This window comes from Pedobacter sp. PLR, from assembly GCF_026239675.1.
In the GTDB taxonomy this organism is placed as follows: Bacteria; Bacteroidota; Bacteroidia; order Sphingobacteriales; family Sphingobacteriaceae; genus Pedobacter.
The window spans coordinates 55676-74793 of sequence record NZ_JAPIVQ010000003.1; the positions used below are offsets into that span (position 1 = coordinate 55676).

Annotated in this window: 18 protein-coding genes; 8 read left to right on the forward strand and 10 right to left on the reverse strand. The window is 39.7% G+C overall.

Annotated elements, in window-relative coordinates:
- Positions 1–7: 7 nt before the first annotated feature.
- The 3 genes from OQX61_RS07315 (at position 8) to OQX61_RS07325 (ending at position 3659) form a co-directional block, all read left to right on the forward strand.
- Positions 8–1609, forward strand: coding sequence for a SusD/RagB family nutrient-binding outer membrane lipoprotein (locus OQX61_RS07315; protein ID WP_265840998.1), 1602 nt, complete (start codon positions 8–10; stop codon positions 1607–1609).
- A gap of 55 nt (positions 1610–1664) precedes the next feature.
- The gene (locus tag OQX61_RS07320; protein WP_265840999.1) at positions 1665–2264 is read left to right on the forward strand and encodes a redoxin domain-containing protein; all 600 of its coding nucleotides are present in this window, start codon (positions 1665–1667) and stop codon (positions 2262–2264) included.
- A gap of 84 nt (positions 2265–2348) precedes the next feature.
- Positions 2349–3659, forward strand: a complete 1311-nt coding sequence (locus OQX61_RS07325; protein ID WP_265841000.1) for a cytochrome c — start codon at positions 2349–2351, stop codon at positions 3657–3659.
- Between the two features lie 47 nt (positions 3660–3706).
- Here OQX61_RS07325 and OQX61_RS07330 read toward each other — a convergent pair whose 3' ends face one another.
- The 8 genes from OQX61_RS07330 to OQX61_RS07365 all read right to left on the reverse strand — a co-directional run bounded on the left by OQX61_RS07330 (position 3707) and on the right by OQX61_RS07365 (position 10115).
- Positions 3707–4789: an Ldh family oxidoreductase gene (locus tag OQX61_RS07330; protein WP_265841001.1), complete on the reverse strand. Its 1083-nt coding sequence runs from the start codon at positions 4787–4789 to the stop codon at positions 3707–3709.
- A 3-nt stretch (positions 4790–4792) separates the two neighbouring features.
- A complete protein-coding gene (gene bshC, locus OQX61_RS07335; protein ID WP_265841002.1) occupies positions 4793–6382 on the reverse strand; it encodes a bacillithiol biosynthesis cysteine-adding enzyme BshC in 1590 nt (529 codons plus the stop codon).
- A gap of 46 nt (positions 6383–6428) precedes the next feature.
- Positions 6429–7763, reverse strand: a complete 1335-nt coding sequence (gene rimO / locus OQX61_RS07340) for a 30S ribosomal protein S12 methylthiotransferase RimO (RefSeq protein WP_265841003.1) — start codon at positions 7761–7763, stop codon at positions 6429–6431.
- A 40-nt stretch (positions 7764–7803) separates the two neighbouring features.
- Positions 7804–8766, reverse strand: coding sequence for a signal recognition particle-docking protein FtsY (ftsY, locus tag OQX61_RS07345; RefSeq protein ID WP_265841004.1), 963 nt, complete (start codon positions 8764–8766; stop codon positions 7804–7806).
- 71 nt (positions 8767–8837) lie between these two features.
- On the reverse strand, positions 8838–8996 hold the full coding sequence (locus OQX61_RS07350) for a DUF4295 domain-containing protein (protein WP_082461406.1): 159 nt from the start codon (positions 8994–8996) through the stop codon (positions 8838–8840).
- A gap of 38 nt (positions 8997–9034) precedes the next feature.
- Positions 9035–9217 (reverse strand): 50S ribosomal protein L33, encoded by a 183-nt coding sequence (rpmG, locus tag OQX61_RS24325; RefSeq protein WP_008242799.1) that lies wholly within the window; start codon positions 9215–9217, stop codon positions 9035–9037.
- 40 nt (positions 9218–9257) lie between these two features.
- Positions 9258–9491 carry a 50S ribosomal protein L28 gene (gene rpmB, locus OQX61_RS07360; RefSeq protein WP_039866682.1) on the reverse strand — a complete coding sequence of 78 codons (234 nt, stop codon included), beginning with the start codon at positions 9489–9491 and terminating at the stop codon, positions 9258–9260.
- Between the two features lie 186 nt (positions 9492–9677).
- Positions 9678–10115: a hypothetical protein gene (locus OQX61_RS07365; RefSeq protein WP_265841005.1), complete on the reverse strand. Its 438-nt coding sequence runs from the start codon at positions 10113–10115 to the stop codon at positions 9678–9680.
- A gap of 408 nt (positions 10116–10523) precedes the next feature.
- Between OQX61_RS07365 and acs the strand changes: the two genes are divergently transcribed.
- Positions 10524–12422, forward strand: a complete 1899-nt coding sequence (gene acs, locus OQX61_RS07370; protein WP_265841006.1) for an acetate--CoA ligase — start codon at positions 10524–10526, stop codon at positions 12420–12422.
- Between the two features lie 141 nt (positions 12423–12563).
- Here acs and OQX61_RS07375 read toward each other — a convergent pair whose 3' ends face one another.
- On the reverse strand, positions 12564–13250 hold the full coding sequence (locus OQX61_RS07375; RefSeq protein ID WP_265841007.1) for a hypothetical protein: 687 nt from the start codon (positions 13248–13250) through the stop codon (positions 12564–12566).
- Positions 13251–13479: 229 nt separating this feature from the next.
- Between OQX61_RS07375 and OQX61_RS07380 the strand changes: the two genes are divergently transcribed.
- On the forward strand, positions 13480–13665 hold the full coding sequence (locus tag OQX61_RS07380) for a CsbD family protein (protein WP_265841008.1): 186 nt from the start codon (positions 13480–13482) through the stop codon (positions 13663–13665).
- A 173-nt stretch (positions 13666–13838) separates the two neighbouring features.
- Here the strand turns inward: OQX61_RS07380 and OQX61_RS07385 are convergent, their stop codons facing one another.
- Positions 13839–16772 carry a M16 family metallopeptidase gene (locus tag OQX61_RS07385; RefSeq protein WP_265841009.1) on the reverse strand — a complete coding sequence of 978 codons (2934 nt, stop codon included), beginning with the start codon at positions 16770–16772 and terminating at the stop codon, positions 13839–13841.
- Positions 16773–16852: 80 nt separating this feature from the next.
- Here OQX61_RS07385 and surE point away from each other — a divergent pair, with 80 nt between their 5' ends.
- From surE to lpxB, 3 genes are read left to right on the forward strand one after another with little or no spacing between them, the layout of a single operon-like run.
- On the forward strand, positions 16853–17632 hold the full coding sequence (gene surE, locus OQX61_RS07390; protein WP_265841010.1) for a 5'/3'-nucleotidase SurE: 780 nt from the start codon (positions 16853–16855) through the stop codon (positions 17630–17632).
- Positions 17625–17891, forward strand: coding sequence for a stationary phase survival protein SurE (locus OQX61_RS07395; RefSeq protein ID WP_265841011.1), 267 nt, complete (start codon positions 17625–17627; stop codon positions 17889–17891). The genes surE and OQX61_RS07395 overlap by 8 nt, the downstream gene beginning before the upstream one ends.
- A complete protein-coding gene (gene lpxB, locus OQX61_RS07400) occupies positions 17891–18997 on the forward strand; it encodes a lipid-A-disaccharide synthase (RefSeq protein WP_265841012.1) in 1107 nt (368 codons plus the stop codon). The genes OQX61_RS07395 and lpxB overlap by 1 nt, the downstream gene beginning before the upstream one ends.
- Positions 18998–19118 lie beyond the last annotated feature (121 nt).

A 19118-nucleotide genomic window follows, 5' to 3' on the forward strand; every position in this document is an offset into this window, starting at 1 on the left:
TATTGACATGAAGAATATAAAGAGAAACACAAAATATCTTTCATTACTATTTGTAGCCATGATATTAGGGGTGTCATGTAAGAAAGAGAGCTTTGTAAAAGCAAATTTAGATCCGGAAACCCTATATACGATCAACCCGGAAGATCAGTTTTTGAAAGCATCTACCAGTGTGCCAAATGATTTTGAGTACTTTGCTGATGTGTATCGTGCAACTAATCTTTGGATGCAGTATACCACACTTTCAACAGGAAATGGTTTAAACTTCAACAACGTAGGAGCGCAGTTTAATACCCGTTACGGTAATTTTTATAGTAACGTAGGGGCTTCACTGGTTGATGGTATGAAGCTTATCGATGCGATGCCCGAGTCAGAAAAAGCAAGTAGAACCCAGATGCGTGCGATTATGCAGGTACTGCTTTCTTATTATGCCTTCTACACAAGTGATATTAATGGTAGTATTCCTTATTCTGAGGCTTTTCAAGCTAGATATCAGGGAACATTAACGCCAAAGTATGATACTCAAAGCGAGATCTTCAGTTTGGTAGATACTCAATTGAAAAGCTCAGTAGCCGCATTGAAGGCGCCTGCAGCAGGTCAGATTGGCTTAGGTGGTAATGATCCGATGTTTAATGGCGATCCGTTAATGTGGGCAAAAGCAGCCAATGCGCTTCGTCTGAAAGTAGCACTTCGTTTGATCAAGGTTGATCCGGCAAAATTAAAATCTATTGCTACTGAAGTTATCGCAGACAATACACAAATGTCTGGTGTTGCTGATTCATGGATGATGAAAGTAGGACCAAGCTATGCTGATGCAGGAAGTAACTGGAATCCAAGCTCTTTTGTTGCTGGTAAACCTGTTCTTGATTTCATGGCCGCTAAAAATGACCCAAGGTTAAAAATTTATTACAGACCAAATAAAGCGGGTAATTACGTAGGGAGTTTCCCTAGTCCGGATGAAGCTAAACTTCCTCAAAATGCACCACTTTACACTTCAATAGATAACCTGTCGCAATTGCAACACCGTCTGTTTACGCCAAATTTTGATGAAGGTGATGGTTTTGGTGCAGGAAAAGGTGTTGGTTTCTTCCCTTTAATTACTTATGCTGAATACTGTTTTATGCGTGCTGATCTTTCCGCAAGAGGAATCACTACTGATGTGGCAGAAGATTGGTACAAAAAAGGAGTATATGCTTCCGTTGAGTTCTATAGCCAACGCGCAATAGCAGCTCAGGTTACTGGATTTGAAGCGGTGAAAACTGCTGATATTGATAGCTATTATGCAGCTCCGGGAGTTCAGTTTGATGCCTCAAAAGCGCAGGAGCAAATTGCAGTTCAGGCTTACCTTGATTTTTTCAGACAGCCATTAGAAGCATGGGCCTGGTGGAAACGTACGGGATTCCCGAACACCACTTCTGTATTGGCCTGGTCTCCACTGACTGCCAATGGTGCTGAACTGAAATTAATCAGAAGAGCGGGTATCACTATATTGCCTAGCTCAAACCTGAATTTCGGTCATCAACAATCAGCATTAGCTGAAATGGCAACTAATCCTGATTTCGGATCAGGACCGAATGATCCTTTCGGACGTGTATGGTGGGATAAAAAATAATTTTTAAATTTAAAGAACTCCAGCATACAGCTGGAGTTCTTTTTATAGGTAGGATATGAAATGTCGTAAATTGATGATGTTACTTTTAGTATGCGCCGGAGCATTTATGGTATCCGGGATTAGCGTATCTGGTATACTAAAGCCCAAAATATTTTCCTGGTCTAAATTGTCTGCTTTTCATTTGATGAATACCGCAGGGAAAAATTCAAGCCTGGTTTCTGACCAGCCAACTGTGCTGGTGATGTTGTCTCCGGAATGTCCATTGTGTCAGAATTACGTGGCTACCATCGCTAAACTTAAGTTGAAGTTCCCTAAAATTCTTTTTTACGGGCTTGTGCCTGGAAAGGCATATAGCACAGCAGAACTGGCAGAATTTGTCAGGAAGTATAAAGTTAATTTTCCTGTTTTAATCGATAAGAACAAGAGTCTGACACAGTATATTCATGCGACCACTACACCGGAAGCGGTGGTTATTGACCGCATGGGAGCTGTTCCATACAGAGGTCTGATTGATAACTGGGCCGTGAGCCTGGGACAAAAACGTCAGATCATCAATGAACATTATTTAGAAGACGCATTAACGGAACTCAATGCCAATAAAATCAGCCCTTACAAAGAAACAAAACCCGTAGGCTGTTTGATCAATGACTTGTAATGCCAAAACTTTAATGATAAAATAAAGCCTGGATAGTGCATCTTTAATAACAATAAAACCTGACCGGATTACCAAAATATTTCAATGAGAAATTCACCACTTATTTTCATTTTTCTCCTTTTCAGCAGCGCTGTTTCTGCACAGAAGGTAACCTTTTATCAGCATATTGCACCCATCATTATGACCAAATGTGCGCCTTGTCACAAGCCAGGTGAGGCAGCTCCATTCTCGCTGCTTACCTATGAAGATGTCGCAAAAAGAGCTGGTTTTATAAAGAAAGTAACACAGTCAGGATATATGCCTCCATGGAAGCCTGATGATAATTACAGGGATTTTCATAATAACCGATCGCTTTCTAATGCTGAAAAGCAGTTAATCGCGCAATGGGTAGATCAAAAAGCTCCGGAAGGAAAACCCGAAAAAGGGCAGATCGCTGCAATGAAGTTAAATACGACTACAACGCAATTTAATAGAAAGCCAGACTATACCATTAAAATGAAAAAGCCTTTTTTAGTTAAAGGCGATAATAAAGAACGTTTTATTGTGTTCAAAATTCCTTTTGAACAAGGGCAAATGGAAAATGTTGAAGCCATAGAATTTGAATCCAGTAATAAAAAGATAATTCATCACGCCAATTTTGCGATCCATCCGGTAGAAGAAGGTATAGACATCAATCAAGGTGATGATTACCTGAATTTAACCGATGACGACCGTACAAAGTACGCGATGTATTTTCCGTTTAAAAAAACGATGACCTATTATGGTGGCTGGATTCCCGGGACTTCTTATGAATCTTACCCTAATGATATGGGTTGGGTAATGCCCAAAAGAGGGGTGATCTTATTGACTATACATTATGCACCTTCTGCAGTAGATCTGGAAGATATTTCAGGAATTAACTTCTTTTATAAAAAAACGCCTGTAAACAGAAAGGTGAGTGTGATTAGTTTAGGGTCTGGTGGGATAGGAGAGAAATCTATTGAACCTTATTTCATGATTCCTGCGGAATCCATCAGGAAGTTCAACCTGAAAATTACTACACCTGAGGACCAGTCTCTGTTATATGTCTGGCCACACATGCACCTGTTAGGGAAAGATTTTAAAGCTTATGCCATCACACCCGCGGGAGATACCATTAAGCTGGTTTCTATTCCTTCCTGGGACTTTAAATGGCAGGAGATTTATAGATTTAAACAATTGGTGAAAATTCCTAAGGGCTCTGTGCTCACTATTGAGGGGACTTATGACAATACTAAAGAAAATCCCAACAACCCAAATAATCCACCAAAAATGGTTTTCTCTGCTAAAGACATGAAATCAACCGATGAAATGATGACGATGGTGATGGTCTTTTTACCTTATAGGAAAGGTGATGAAACGCTGGTTTTAAAATAGGAGCCACCTTGTAAGGAAGCTCCCCGGTTGTAAAAGAATAACAGGGATTAAAGACCTGTTATTCCTAATTTTTTAGCCAGTTCATTCAGGTCATTTACCACCACATCGATGATTGGAATCCCTTTAACTTTTCTTTCCTGCTCAAAAGCATATTCCGGTTCACCTGGAATGATCACTTTTTTATCGGGATCTATCGTACTGGCCGACTGAAATCTCTCAATCCAATTGTCTAAATGGTTTTTAAAGTCTTCCGCTGGACGGAAGCCATCAATCCTCATCGCACCAAAGAAATGCCCCAGACCTTCGCCGACAGGGTTTGCAGAAGGTTCCAGGAAAGCTACAAAAGGAGGGACCCAGGGGCCGTAATTTGCTCCTGAAAGCACTGCTGATAATATATCTACTGTCGCACTTAAGCCATAACCTTTATGACTACCATGGTCTTTATCGCTACCTAAAGGTAAAAGAGAACCACCATCTTTCAATTGATGCGGATTTGTAGAAGAATTTCCATCTTTATCCTGTACCCAGCCTTCAGGAACAGGCAGATCAGCTCTTTGTGCGATCTCCAGTTTTCCATTTGCCGCTGCTGCGGTAGCCATATCTACCACTACAGGTGGGTATTTTCCGGCAGGAAAAGCATAGCACATCGGATTGGTGCCCAATAACCTTTCATTTGAATAGGTAGGGGCAACCAGCGGACTGGCATTGGTCATGCTCACACCGATCATATCTTGTTCTACCGCCATTAAAGCATGGTAACCGGCAATTCCAAAATGGTTGGAATTTTTAACCGCTACCCAACCACTGCCATAAATCTTTGCCTTTTCAATAGCGATTTTCATGGCAAAAGGAGCAACAACAAGACCTAATCCGGCATCACCATCAACAGTAGCAGTTGTTGGTGTTTCATGAACCACACGCACATTTGGTGTAGCATTGATGCGCTCTTTCTCCCATAATCTGACATAGCCGCTTAACCTGGCTACCCCATGAGAGTCTATTCCCCGCAAGTCGGATTTCAGCAAAACATCTGCTGCCAATTGTGCATCCGCTTCGGGACATCCCATTTTCAGGAATACCCTTTCCGTAAATTGACGTAAATTTTGTTCTGTAAAAGTGTGAAAAGTCATTTTTTATGAAGCAAATAGAACCGTAAACTGGTGGTCCAATGGTTTGAAAGTTAAAATCAGGGAATCGATGAAATCGTCGCCATAGGCTACATATAGAGGTGCGATATTGAGCACCCGTTCCTGTAATACCCCTGTAGGGAAAAGTTTCCCTTTTAAATTGTCAATTTGTGATAAGGAAGTATCATGCTTGCGCTTTTCGGCTCTAAGCATTTTCTTCTCTAAATTAACAATCAGTTTTAAAGCCTTAGTCTTAGCGGCATCAGCCGATTGAGAAAGGGTTTTGTCGATCTTGTAAGCATTAAGCTTGATCTGATCAAATATCGCACTTAAGGTGCGTTGTTCATCGCCTAAGGTCAGCTGTAAATTGACATGTGCTTTGATCCAGTCATTTTTAAGTGTTTCTGTTTTTTTAAAGAGGTCTTTATGACTAATACCGAGAATTTGCATTTTCAGCTCAGAACGTTTGTCGATTACTAAAGCCGAGTTTCTAAGCAACAAAATAGGGAAATCAATCTTGTAATAGTCGAAATTTGCTTTTAACTGCAACCAGTATGTCAGCTCTGCACCACCACCAATGTAGGCGAGGTTTGGCAGGATCACCTCCTGATAAACCGGGCGCATCACTACATTCGGACTAAAACGCTCCGGAAAATCACTGATTTCCTGTTTCAATTCGGCCCCGGTAAACTGAATCGAGGTATTCATGACCTTATAAACCTTGTCCTCTTCTACAATGCGCTCCCTCAATTGGTCTGTCATGTAAAAGAAGTTGATTTCTCTTGGGTTTACCTGAGTTTTATAGCCCTTAGCCTCCAACGCGGCATTACTCTCAGAAATATGTTCAAAGCTATGCTGACCAATAATATCTGCCTCAATAACAGGCGCAAATTCCTTTTTGAACTCCCGCTCATCGGCATCTACGCATACCAATCCATACTTCCCAAACAAGCCATTTACCAGTTCCCTGGTGGCATCAGAAAGTTTTTCATGTCGTTCATATGCCTTTTCTACCAGGGCAGCCAACTGCAAGCCATTCTCCGTAATGCCGAGGTAGCCTTTATAAGATAATAAGGTTTCTGTGATGTCTTTGGTGCTTAATCTTCCGGTAGCCCCGGCTGCTTTTTTATTCCAGCTTAGCTTTTTATCCTCGATTTTCACATGGTTGATCTCTTCAAAATCATGGTCTTCGGTAGCCATCCAATACACAGGCACAAAGTTTTCATTCGGAAACTTCTCCTTTAACTCTTTTGCAAGGTTAATAGCAGTTACGATCTTATAAATGAAATAAAGTGGTCCGGTAAAGATATTAAGCTGATGACCGGTCGTAATGGTAAAAGTCCGGTCATCAGCTAAAAGATGTATATTTTGGTCCACTAAAGAGGGAGCCTTAATGGTAGCATATTGCTTTTTGAGGATCCGGGTCAGTATAGACCTGTTTCCTTTAAAACTGCGGTTTTCGATGGCTTTAGCAAAGCCTTCAAAGTCCGGTGTGTACTTATAAAAAGCACTTAACTGATCCTTTCCGTCGATGTAATCCAGTACAGCGGTGGAGAAGGCATTGGTTTCCTGGTAAGAGATGTATCTGGCCTGCATTGCTACGAATTTAAGTTAATAAACCAGAAGTCAATACATCACAAATTTATTTTACAATTTGTCCATATAGATCGAAATCCTCAGCTCTGTCAATCTTCACATTTACGAAGCTTCCATTGGCTGCATAACCTGTTGTAGCATCAATTAAAACCTCATTATCAACCTCTGGAGAGTCAAATTCAGTTCTTCCGATGAAGAAATCACCTTCTTTTCTATCTACCAGTACTTTATAAGTATGACCGATTTTTTCCTGGTTAATCTCATAAGAGATCCCTTGTTGTAATTCCATAATGGCATCAACACGTTCCTGTTTTACTTCCGCAGGTACATCGTCAACTAAATCATGGGCATGAGTTTTTTCTTCATGAGAATAAGTGAAACAACCTAATCTGTCGAATTTAGTTTCTTCAACCCAGCTCATCATCTCTTCGAAATCAGCTTCTGTTTCACCAGGGTAACCACAAATTAAAGTAGTACGCATAGCGATATTAGGCACTTTATCTCTGATCTGATTAACGATATCAATCGTCTTTTGTTTCGTAATACCACGACGCATAGATTTCAACATGTTATCAGTGATGTGCTGTAAAGGCATATCCAGATATTTACAGATGTTATCACGTTCGTTCATCGCATCCAGAATCTCCATCGGGAAACCGGAAGGATAAGCGTATTGTAATCTGATCCATTCAATTCCATTTACATCAGAAAGACGTCTTAACAACTCATCAAGGTTACGTTTTCCGTAAATGTCCAGGCCATAATAAGTCAGATCCTGTGCAATCAGAATTAATTCTTTTGTACCGTTAGCTGCCAGAATCTTTGCCTCATTCACCAACTCATTCATATCTCTGGAAACGTGTTTTCCACGCATCAAAGGAATGGCACAGAAAGAGCATGGGCGGTTACAGCCTTCAGCAATTTTAAAATAAGCGTAGTGAGAAGGAGTGGTCAATAACCTTTCTCCAATCAACTCATGCTTATAATTAGCACCTAATGAATGTAAAATATTGGTCAGATCGTTGGTACCGAAGAAAGCATCCACATTGGTGATTTCCGCTTCCAGTTCAGGCTTATATCTTTCAGATAAACAACCGGTCACAATTACTTTTGCAATTTTCCCGGCGTCTTTAAGCTCGCTGTACTGTAAGATAGTATCAATTGATTCTTGCTTGGCATTGTCGATAAAACCGCAGGTATTGATGACTACAATATCATCTTTCCCCATTTTATCCGATTCATGGACCACATCCATGCTATTGCCACGAAGCTGACCCATCAAAACTTCTGAATCGTAAAGGTTTTTGGAACAACCCAAAGTAATTACATTGATTTTAGGTTTTTTAAGGGGAATGATTTTAGATGTGGGTTTTGTATTCATGATTTTTTATTTGGAGTAGAATTCTTCTGTTGAACTAAAACTAGTTAAACAAGCTGTCTACAAATGCTTTTTTGTCAAATAATTGCAGGTCGTTCACGCTTTCGCCAACGCCTATATATTTTACCGGAATTTTAAACTGATCAGAGATTCCGATCACGACACCACCTTTAGCAGTACCATCCAGTTTGGTAATGGCCAATGCATTTACGTCGGTAGCCTCTGTAAACTGTTTACATTGTTCGAAGGCATTTTGCCCTGTTGAACCATCCAATACCAATAATATTTCATGTGGGGCAGAAGGGATTACCTTTTCCATCACATGCTTGATTTTACCCAATTCATTCATCAGGCCAATTTTGTTGTGTAAACGTCCGGCAGTATCAATGATCACTACATCTTCGCCATTGGCAACAGCAGACTGCAAAGTGTCGAAAGCCACAGAAGCAGGATCTGATCCCATTGCCTGTGCTACTACACGTACACCAACACGTTCTCCCCATAATTTGATCTGTTCAACGGCTGCGGCTCTGAAAGTATCGGCTGCGCCTAAAACTACGCTCAGTCCTTCAGCTTTCAGTTTATGTGCCAGCTTACCAATGGTGGTCGTTTTACCAACACCATTTACGCCAACAACCATAATTACATAAGGCTTATGTTGTCCATATTCAAACTTCCTGAAATCATTGCTGTTGTTTTCAGAAAGCATCAGTTGTATTTCATCACGCAACAGGCGATGCAATTCTGAAGTTGATAAATACTTGTCCTTAGCTACACGAGCTTGTATCCGCTCAATAATTTTCAGGGTGGTGGTTACACCAACATCAGAAGTCACTAAAACCTCCTCAAGATTATCGAGCACATCATCATCAACAGTCGATTTACCCGCAACGGCCTTCGTGATTTTACTCAAAAAACCCTCTTTAGTTTTCTCTAAACCCTTGTCCAGCGCTTCCTGCGCCTCGGGAGCAGTTTCCTTTTTCTTGAAAAAATCAAATAAACCCATACAATGTCTAACTAAACAAAAAAAGCCCTCCCATTTAAAAGGGACGGCTTTAATATAATTAAATATTAAAATTATTTTTTGGATGCAATAGCATCTTGAACGTGATCGTTGTGCACAATAACTTCTTTGAAAGAATAAGCACCAGTTCTTGGTGATTTAGTCATTGTAATAACTTTCGAATATTCTTTACCTTTTCCCGTTTTAAGGGTTGCAACTACCTTTTTTGCCATGATCTAAATAGATTGTATTTAGTTAAATACTAAATGTATTACTTAATTTCTTTATGTACAGTTACCTTTTTCAAAACTGGATTGAATTTTTTCAACTCTAATCTCTCAGTAGTGTTTTTACGGTTTTTAGTAGAGATATATCTAGACATACCAGGCATGCCACTAGTTTTATGCTCCGTACACTCTAGAATAACTTGTACTCTGTTACCTTTTTTTGCCATTTTATTAATCTTAAGGTCGATTCACATCAACCAATGTTATTTACAAATATCCTTTTTTCATGAAGCGATTAATCGCCTCAGTAATACCAATTTTATTAATGGTTTTGATAGCTGAAGTAGAAACTTTCAGTGTTATCCAACGATCCTCATCAGGAATATAAAATTTCTGAAGTTGTAAGTTGGGATAAAACTTACGCTTAGTTTTAACGTTTGAGTGAGAAACATTAAAACCTGTCATTGCCATTTTTCCGGTTAAATCACAAACTCTAGACATGCCTTTAAATATAGTGTTAATTATGTTTTCTTAATTTTTTTAAGAGTGTGCAAATATCAATAAAATATTTGTAATCATCAAGTAGGTATCTAAAATATTTTGAATTTATTTACAGCGTGTTACGGACTGCTGCCCAGATCCCTACCGTGGATGCTCTCGGGGCGCAATATACAACATTTATACGGATTACAAGGCCACAGATTCTTCTAAATCACCCAATAGGTTTTCAAATTGTAAGACAAATCTTCGAAAATCGTTGATGTAATGTGTCAGCTCCGGCTTTTTTTCCTTCTCCAGCTGCTGTAACCAAAGTGATTTATATTCTTCCATATGGTATAAAGTAGGGGTAACACCATAGGCTTGCTGAACAATCTGGAGATCAGGATGCAATACATCATGTAAGATCAGGTTATTTATTTCCGGAAGGTCAATGGCTTTCATCATCAATATAATTGTTATCGGAATCCTGACCTCATAAATTTCTTTCAGCGCCTCCCTCATTTCCAGATGCTCCGCTTTGTGCGGATCAAGGTTCCACTTTAAAGATTCCGTCTGGTAATGCTGGTTGGCCAGTTCGGCCCTTCTTAACACTGAAACAATCTGATCGTATAACTGTGTACCCATAGTTTGTGAGGTTGTTGGTGATTTAAATTTTGGTCATGGCTTATATTATTGCTAATAAAGGATAGACAATCAATCAGTAGCTTTAGTTTAAATTTATTATGATTACTCATCAATATATAATATAGCAATTATAGGATGGCTAAAAATACTGCCATAAATCTGCAGCAAACCAGTTGTATAAGTGGGAATTACCCTAATCTTGTGAAGTAAGTGCAGGAAATCAGGGGCTAGTGCAGATTGAGCATAAAGATTTCCCCCTTTATATCCAAAAAATGATAATGTAAGTATTAATCTCAAGGTTTTTTCTTGAGATTCAGGCCCAAAACAAGAGGAAAACCTTGTATTAAAATTTTGATAGGGACTGAATAAAGTTATATTTGAGTTTTAGTTGTTGACATAAACCAAATCATGCAAATTAATTCTATTGAAGAGTATCAGGAAACTTATAAGTTGAGCGTGGACCAACCTGAACAGTTCTGGGCAGGTATCGCTGATAATTTCTTGTGGAGAAAGAAATGGGATAAAGTACTATCCTGGAACTTCTCAGAACCAAATATCAAGTGGTTCGAAGGCGCTAAGTTAAACATCACGGAAAACTGTCTTGACCGTCACCTTGCGGAAAATGGCGATAAACCTGCCATTATCTGGGAACCTAACGATCCTACAAAAGACAGCATTACCCTAAGTTATAAAATATTACATGAGCAGGTTTGCCGTTTCGCAAATGTGCTGAAGAAGAATGGTGTTAAAAAAGGCGACCGTGTCTGTATTTACATGCCGATGGTGCCAGAACTTGCCGTTGCGGTATTGGCCTGTGCCCGTATTGGTGCAGTACACTCTGTAGTTTTTGGTGGGTTTTCTGCGAAGTCTATTGCCGATAGGATTAATGATGCCGAATGTAAAGTGGTCATCACTGCCGATGGTGCATTCAGAGGGAACAAGCAGATTCAATTGAAAGAAGTAATTGATGATGCCTTGATCGGTTGCCCGACAGTAGAACGTGTAATCGTTTTAACGCATACCAGAACACCGGTATCTATGCTGAAAGGCCGCGATATATGGTGGGAGGATGAAATTAAATTGGTAGATACCAACTGCCCGGCAGAAGAAATGGATGCCGAAGACTTGTTGTTTATCTTATATACATCTGGTTCTACCGGTAAGCCAAAAGGGGTAGTACATACCATTGGTGGCTATATGGTGTATGCAGGTTATACTTTCTCCAACGTATTTAATTACCAGAAAGACGAAGTATTCTTCTGTACCGCTGATATCGGCTGGATTACCGGTCACTCTTATATCGTGTATGGCCCGCTTTCTCAGGGAGCAACAACACTGATGTTTGAAGGTATCCCTACTTATCCGGATGCATCCAGAATGTGGCAGGTCGTAGAAAAGCACAAAGTAAATATCTTGTATACTGCGCCAACGGCGATTCGTTCGCTAATGAGCTTCGGATTAGAGCCTCTAAACGGCATCGATATGAGCTCACTTCGCGTATTAGGTTCCGTAGGAGAGCCAATCAATGAAGAAGCATGGCACTGGTTTGATGAAAACATCGGAAAAGGAGAATGCCCGATCGTTGATACCTGGTGGCAAACAGAAACCGGTGGAATCATGATTTCGCCGATTGCCTTTGTAACGCCAACAAAACCTAGTTTCGCAACCTTGCCTTTACCTGGTATTCAGCCAATTCTGGTAGATGAAAAAGGTGTAGAAATTGAAGGTAATGGCGTAAACGGTAACCTTTGTATAAAATTCCCATGGCCTGGAATGCTGCGTACCACTTATGGAGATCATGAGCGTTGCAAGCTGACCTATTTCTCCACTTATGAAAACCTTTACTTTACTGGTGATGGTTGCTTAAGAGATGAAGATGGCTATTATAGAATCACCGGAAGGGTAGATGATGTCATCAATGTATCCGGTCACCGTATCGGTACTGCGGAAGTAGAAAATGCCATCAACATGCACGCAGGTGTAGTAGAAAGTGCAGTGGTAGGCTTCCCGCATGAGGTAAAGGGACAAGGTATTTATGCCTTCGTCATTTTCCCGAATATCCATGACGATGCCGACCTTACCCGTAAGGATATCCTGCAAACGGTAACCCGTGTAATTGGTGCCATCGCTAAACCTGATAAAATTCTTTTTGTAACCGGATTACCTAAAACACGTTCGGGTAAAATCATGAGACGCATTTTAAGGAAAATCGCAGAAGGTGATATTGACAACCTTGGTGACATCAGCACATTGCTTGATCCAACAGTTGTAGAAGAGATCATTGAAAAGTCTAAAAAGCAGAAATAGGCCAGGGTTCTAAGAAATAAATAATTGCAAATACAAAAAGGCAGCCTCAGTAATTTACGAAGGCTGCCTTTTCTTTTAGGATCAAAATCGTTTTTTTCTTTGTATCAAAACGACTTCTTTTTTACCGAATAGAAGGTTCTTTTATTGAGTAGAGGAAATGCCAAAGGATAAATCCTTGATCTCATTTACCTTGAAATGTTTCTTATACCAATCGTTCAACTCTTCTGTCTTGAACTTCTGCGCACTGTTCACACCTTTGATTAGTTTTTTTCCGGAGGCAGTGCCATCCACACCATTTCTGGTCTGAAAGAGAATGTAGTCCACTAAGATCTTATCTTGTGGTTTAGGTCCTTTGAAAGAAAGGATCTCCCCGTCTTTACCAATGATGAAAGGAACAACTGTAGAACCTTCCAATGCAGTTAAGAATGGGCTGGAAACTGCATCTTTAACTAGAAATAAGGAATTAGTGGCAGAATGTTTTTTAACAAAGTCAAGCCATGATTTTTCATCTGATCCAATATATAAATCCGCGAAAACTACATCAGGATATGAAGCAAAACGGGCTTTTAGATCATCATAGTTTTTATCATGAGGAGGACCATTTTTTGTGTTTTCCCAGGTGTATAAGTAAACAGTTTTTCCGGTATATATTTCCGAAAAGGAATGCACTTTTCCTTTGTTATCCATGACCTGGAAAGAAGATACATTCATATCGGTATGGTCATCATACTTTTTGACAAGACTTTTCCCCATACTTTTGATGATCATCGTACAGGAAGACTGGGAAATACAGGTCGTAAATAATAATAAGTAGAGCAATTTTTTCATCTGATTCAGGTTTGGTTTGGGGCTTGATTATGCTTTCGTGTTGGTCTTAATTATTCTTTTTTATGTTTTGCCCTGAGGGTGATTTTTAAGCTGATGGACATCCATTTTCCAGGAAAGCTTCTTAATAAAGATGGTCAAGAGGGGTAAAACGTTACAGAAAATCAAACAAATAGTTTTAACTGCTGTTCTTTAGGTATCTATTTATTGTTAATCATTTAAAAAAAAGACTATGGATAAGTTGGAATTAAAAGGAAGATGGAATGAGATTAAAGGAAAAGTTAAACAAGCTTATGCCGATCTGACCGATGATGATTTGAAATACGAAGAAGGTAAAGAAGATGAAATGTATGGTAAACTACAACAGAAAACAGGAAAGACCCGTGATGAACTGGTGACCTGGATAAAATCCTTGTAAGTAGATAATCTAGAATATATTAATCAGAAATATAAAAACGAGAAAAGCCGGATCACAATCGTGATCCGGCTTTTCTCGTTTTAGGTAACGGTACCTTTTTACGATTCAAAGTTCCCTTTATAATTCAGGAAGCCCTTTTTATAACTCAGGTATGTTTATAAAAAAAAGACGGTTTAGTAACCGAAAATCTGTTCTAATGTCAACTTGTTGAACCCACCAAATTTCTCCATATCTTCTAATTTCACTTTCTTATCAGAAGCAACGATACAGTAATTGTATGGCTTATTGGCCACACGCGTATCGTGGAAAGTTTTGATATCTGTAAAAGTTAAAGGTTTCAATTCATTATACTCATCAATTCTACCATCATGGTCGATACCTAGTTTTTTATTCGCAAAATAGGCAGCAATGATACCATCTTTTGTAATTCTGCTGGTTTCAATCGCATTCATGGCATTAGACTTTGAAGCTTCAAACGATTTCTCCGATTTAGGTAGATCATTTAACAATTCATTCATCCCTTTTACCGCGTCATTCATTTTATCTGCCTGACTACCTACATAAGCAACCATCGAATATTGTTTGTCAGCACGATCAGGAGAGGCGAAAATTGCGAAAGTAGAATAAGCCAGGGCTTTAGATTCTCTGATGGTTTGGAATACAATAGAGCCCATACCACCACCAAAATAGCTATTGAAAAGTGTCGCTTTTCCTGCAAGATCAGCCTCGTATTGACCGGCATTTCTTACCCACCTAACCTCAGATTGTACCATGTCGTAGTCTGCAAAATAAACCTCGCTTTTTGCATTATTGGTGTAAACGAATTTTTTTGCCGTTGGTATAGCCGTAAATTCTGCTGGCAACTTGTGCAACTTACTGATGTTTGCGCTGAAAGTACTTAGGTTCTCTGGTCCGTAATAAGTGATCGTATGCTTATAGTTTCTCAGGTTATGTAAAATCGACAATAAATCCGCAGAAGTCATATTGTTTACCTCTTGATTTGTTAATGTGAAGTTGGTAGGGTTATTCGCACCATACTGTGCATAACTCATTAAACCACTTAAAATCGCCGCTTTATTTAACTTATTGTTCTCTCTGGACTTAAGAATTCTGCTTTTTAACTCCGTTAAAGCCTGCTCATTTGCCTTACAGCTGGTCAGGATATGCTCCACCAAACTTACCGCTTTATCAAAATTCTCCTGTAAGCCACTGATGTTAATCGTAGCCACTTCGTTGCTCACATTAAAAGTGTAATTACAAGCAATGTTATAGAACTCCTTGCTGATTTCTTCAGCGCTATATTTATCTGTAGCTAAGAAAGCAAGATATTGAGCTGCATAAGGCATCAATTGATTGTTATATGCACCCATATCAAAGCGGTAAGACATACGGAAAATACTGTTTTCTTTATTCTCTACCGTGATCACCTCAGCGATACCATCTTTACCGAAATTAAGGTCTTTCTTGAAATCTAAGAACTTAGGCGCAATTGGCGCCGATGGCTTTGCTAATAAGTTTTTAGCGAATGGAGAAGTTTCTGTGGCATTGGTTTGTACCGGAGTAATCGTCGGTTTTTCAACCTTTGCAATACTCTTATCTTCTCCTTTATGTTTGTAAGTTACCACATAATTGTCTTTGAAAAACTGATTAGCGAAGTCAATCACTTGTTTTTTAGTGATTTTTGCCATCGCATCCTGTCCGTTCAACGACTTGTCCCACTTAGTGGCGCGGTTCAGAATAAACTCATTGGTAACTGCCTCCACACGGAAGGCATTGTCATCAAATGACTGTAATAAGCTCAGTTTCTGATTGGCAACCGTTGCTTTTATTAAGCTTTCATCAAAGTCTCCTTTTTTAAGGATATTCAACTGATCCAATAACAATTGTTGCGCCTGCTCTAAAGTCTGTCCTTGTTTAGGTTGTGCTACCAGGAAGAAAATCCCGTAATCTTTCATCTGCTGATAAGCTGCGGATGCACGAAGAACTTTTTGTTGTTTATTTAAGTTGATATCCAATAAACCAGCTTTACCATTTGAAAGAATGCTCGAAATCAGGTCTAGCAACAAGCTTTGCTCCGTATTCTCTGCAAAACCTCTATAAGACAACCTTACACTTTCTGCACTCGGACCATAAATATCCAGTTTCTGGATTTTCGTCAATGGTTTTTCTGGTGCCGGCTGATATAAGGCTACCGGTTTCGCCTGCATAAAAGAGAAAGCCTGATCTACTTTTTTGATCATTTCATCCGGATTGAAATCTCCGGCCATGGCGATCGCCATATTATTTGGTACATAGTATTTGTTATAATACTTTCTGATCTCTACCAGGGAAGGATTTTTTAAATGCTCTACCGTACCAATCGTAGTCTGCTGACCATAATTATGGGTAGGGAATAATAATTCTGCAGTTTTCTCATTGATCTTCCAGGAATCATCATCTAAACCACGGTTTTTCTCCTCATAAACTGCTTCCAGTTCCGTATGGAAAATACGGAAAATCGGGTTACGGAAACGCTCTGCCTGTAAAGCCAGGAACTTATCCGTCGCATTTGAAGGGAAATCTTCGTTGTAAACTGTCTCCTCATACCAGGTATGTGCATTGGTCGATTGTCCGCCAATCGATTTCATCATCTTATCGTACTCATTCGCGATAGAAAAATTGGAAGCCTCACCGGAAGTTTTATCAATCTGCGCATAAATCTCTTTACGCTTCACCGGATCAGTGGTCTTGTTGTATTGCTCATAAAGTGCATCAATCTTATCCAGTAAAGGTTTCTCTTTTGCGAAATCTAAGGTGCCAAATTTATCAGTTCCTTTAAATAACAAATGCTCCAGGTAATGGGCCAATCCGGTTGCAGAACGCGGATCAGTGTTACTTCCCGCTCTTACACTCATGCGGAATTCAATCGTTGGTTCTTTTGTGTTTGGAGATAAAATCACGGTCAACCCATTTTTCAAGGTATAAAAACGTGATTTTGTCGGGTCGTTGGTCACATACTTATAAGTATATCCACCCGAGCTTGCCGTTTTCCATTGAAAACCGGACTGAGCCATTAGACTCGTCCCTGCAATTAAAAAACAGGCGAGTAGCATTAGTTTGTTCTTCATGTTTAGTAAGTTATAATTCAAATATAGTTGGAAAGTAGATTATTCCTCAACATTCTATCTAAATCTCGTATTTTTGTATTATGAAGAAGCAAAATTCTAAACCTAATATATTAGTGGTAAATGATGATGGAATCACAGCACCAGGAATTAAAAACCTGATTGAAGTGATGAAAGAATTGGGGAATGTGGTAGTTGTAGCACCGGATGGCCCACAATCTGGAATGGGACATGCCATTACCATCGGAAAACCATTGCGTTTTGATCGCGTTGATCTTTATGAAGGCGTAGAAATGTACAAATGTTCGGGAACACCTGTAGATTGTGTAAAACTGGCGGTAAATAAGATCTTTAAAGGTCAGAAACCAGATTTATGTGTGTCAGGAATCAACCACGGTTTGAACAACTCCATCAATGTCATCTATTCCGGAACCATGTCTGCTGCGGTAGAAGGGGCGATAGAAGGAATTCCTTCTATCGGATTTTCACTGGATGATTTCTCGGAAGCTGCAGATTTTAGTCACTGTAAGAAATTTATTAAAGTAATCTCTGAAGAGGTATTGAAAAACGGACTGCCACAAGCAACCTTACTCAACGTAAACTTCCCAAAAGGAGCGGACTTAAAAGGAATAAAAATATGCCGTCAGGCAAATGCCAAATGGGCGGAAGACTTTGACGAGCGTAAAGACCCTTACCAACGTCCTTATTACTGGTTAACCGGAGTTTTTCAGAATAATGATAAAGGTGAAGATACAGACGTATGGGCGCTTCAACATGGTTTCGTATCCGTTGTCCCTGTACAATTCGATTTAACGGCACACCATGCCATCCCTGTATTGAACAGCTGGACATTTGATGTTTAAACGGGTTAAAGATTCGGTATTTATTGGACTGGGAGTCGGCATACTGGCTCCCGGTATCCTTGGCAGTATTTCCTGGTACCTCATGCACCGTTATACTTTTTTGGCCAGGGCCGATTTATTACTCATCGCCTCTATTGCCGTCAACGCTTTATTACTCCAATACTTCTTTAAAATAAACAAGGAAAATACAGGTAGGGGTATCATCAGTGCCACATTCCTGTGGGCTTTCCTTTTCTTTTTTTATAAAATCAACCAATAATGAGATACTATTTAGTAGCTGGAGAAGCCTCCGGAGATTTGCATGGCGCCAACTTAATGAAAGCGTTAAAAGAAGAAGATCCAGCTGCGGAGTTTCGCTATTATGGAGGTGATAAAATGAAGGCCGAAGGTGGAGAGTTGAAAAAACACTATTCAGAAATGGCCTTTATGGGCTTTACAGAGGTGTTGATGAACTTAAGAACCATTTTCAGGAACATGAAAGCCTGTAAAGCTGATGTCCTGGCTTACCGTCCGGATGTATTGATCCTGATTGATTTCCCGGGTTTTAACTTGAAAATTGCAGAATTTGCCAAAGCAAACGGCATCAAAGTCGCTTATTATATTTCTCCTAAAGTATGGGCCTGGAATCAAAAGAGAGTATTAAAGATCAAAAAGATCGTAGATAAGCTATTTTGTATCCTGCCTTTTGAAGTCGGGTTCTACAAAGGATGGGGCATGGAAGTAGATTATGTAGGGAACCCATTATTGGATGAAATCGCACAGTTTATTCCGGATCCGGACTTTAAAACTAAATACCAGCTCGATAAGGACATCATCGCTTTATTACCTGGCAGTAGAAAACAGGAAATCGAGCGCTTACTGCCTGACATGTTAAGTGTAACTGCCGCTTTTCCTGATCAGCAGTTTGTAGTAGCTGCTGCACCAAGTTTTGAGGCCGCCTATTACCAGCAATTTATAAATACGGCAAATGTAACCCTGGTTTTCGGACAGACCTACCAGCTGCTTCATGTGGCCAAAGCGGCCATTGTCGCTTCAGGAACTGCAACCCTGGAAACTGCTTTATTCCATGTACCACAGGTAGTGGTGTATCGTGGAGGTAAAATATCTGTCGCCATTGCCCGTATGCTGGTCAATATCCGCTTTATCTCGTTGGTAAACCTGATTATGGATCGTAAGGTAGTCACCGAACTCATTCAGGAGGATTGCAATACTCAGCAAATCACTGCGATTGTAAAAGACTTGCTTAACGGTGAAGTCAGAACCACAATGTTGGCTGATTACGCAGAATTATCCGGAAAGATGGGAACCGCCGGTGCTTCCGGACGAACCGCAAAACTCATTATTTCCTACCTAAAAGGGCGTTAAATGCCCCAAGAAGCTGATTTACATTTAGTTTCACATATTATTTGATATTTAGGAATTATTCTTTATCATTGATTTAGTAAAACGTATTAGTAGTTGCTAATGCTTTTTGATAAAACGATCA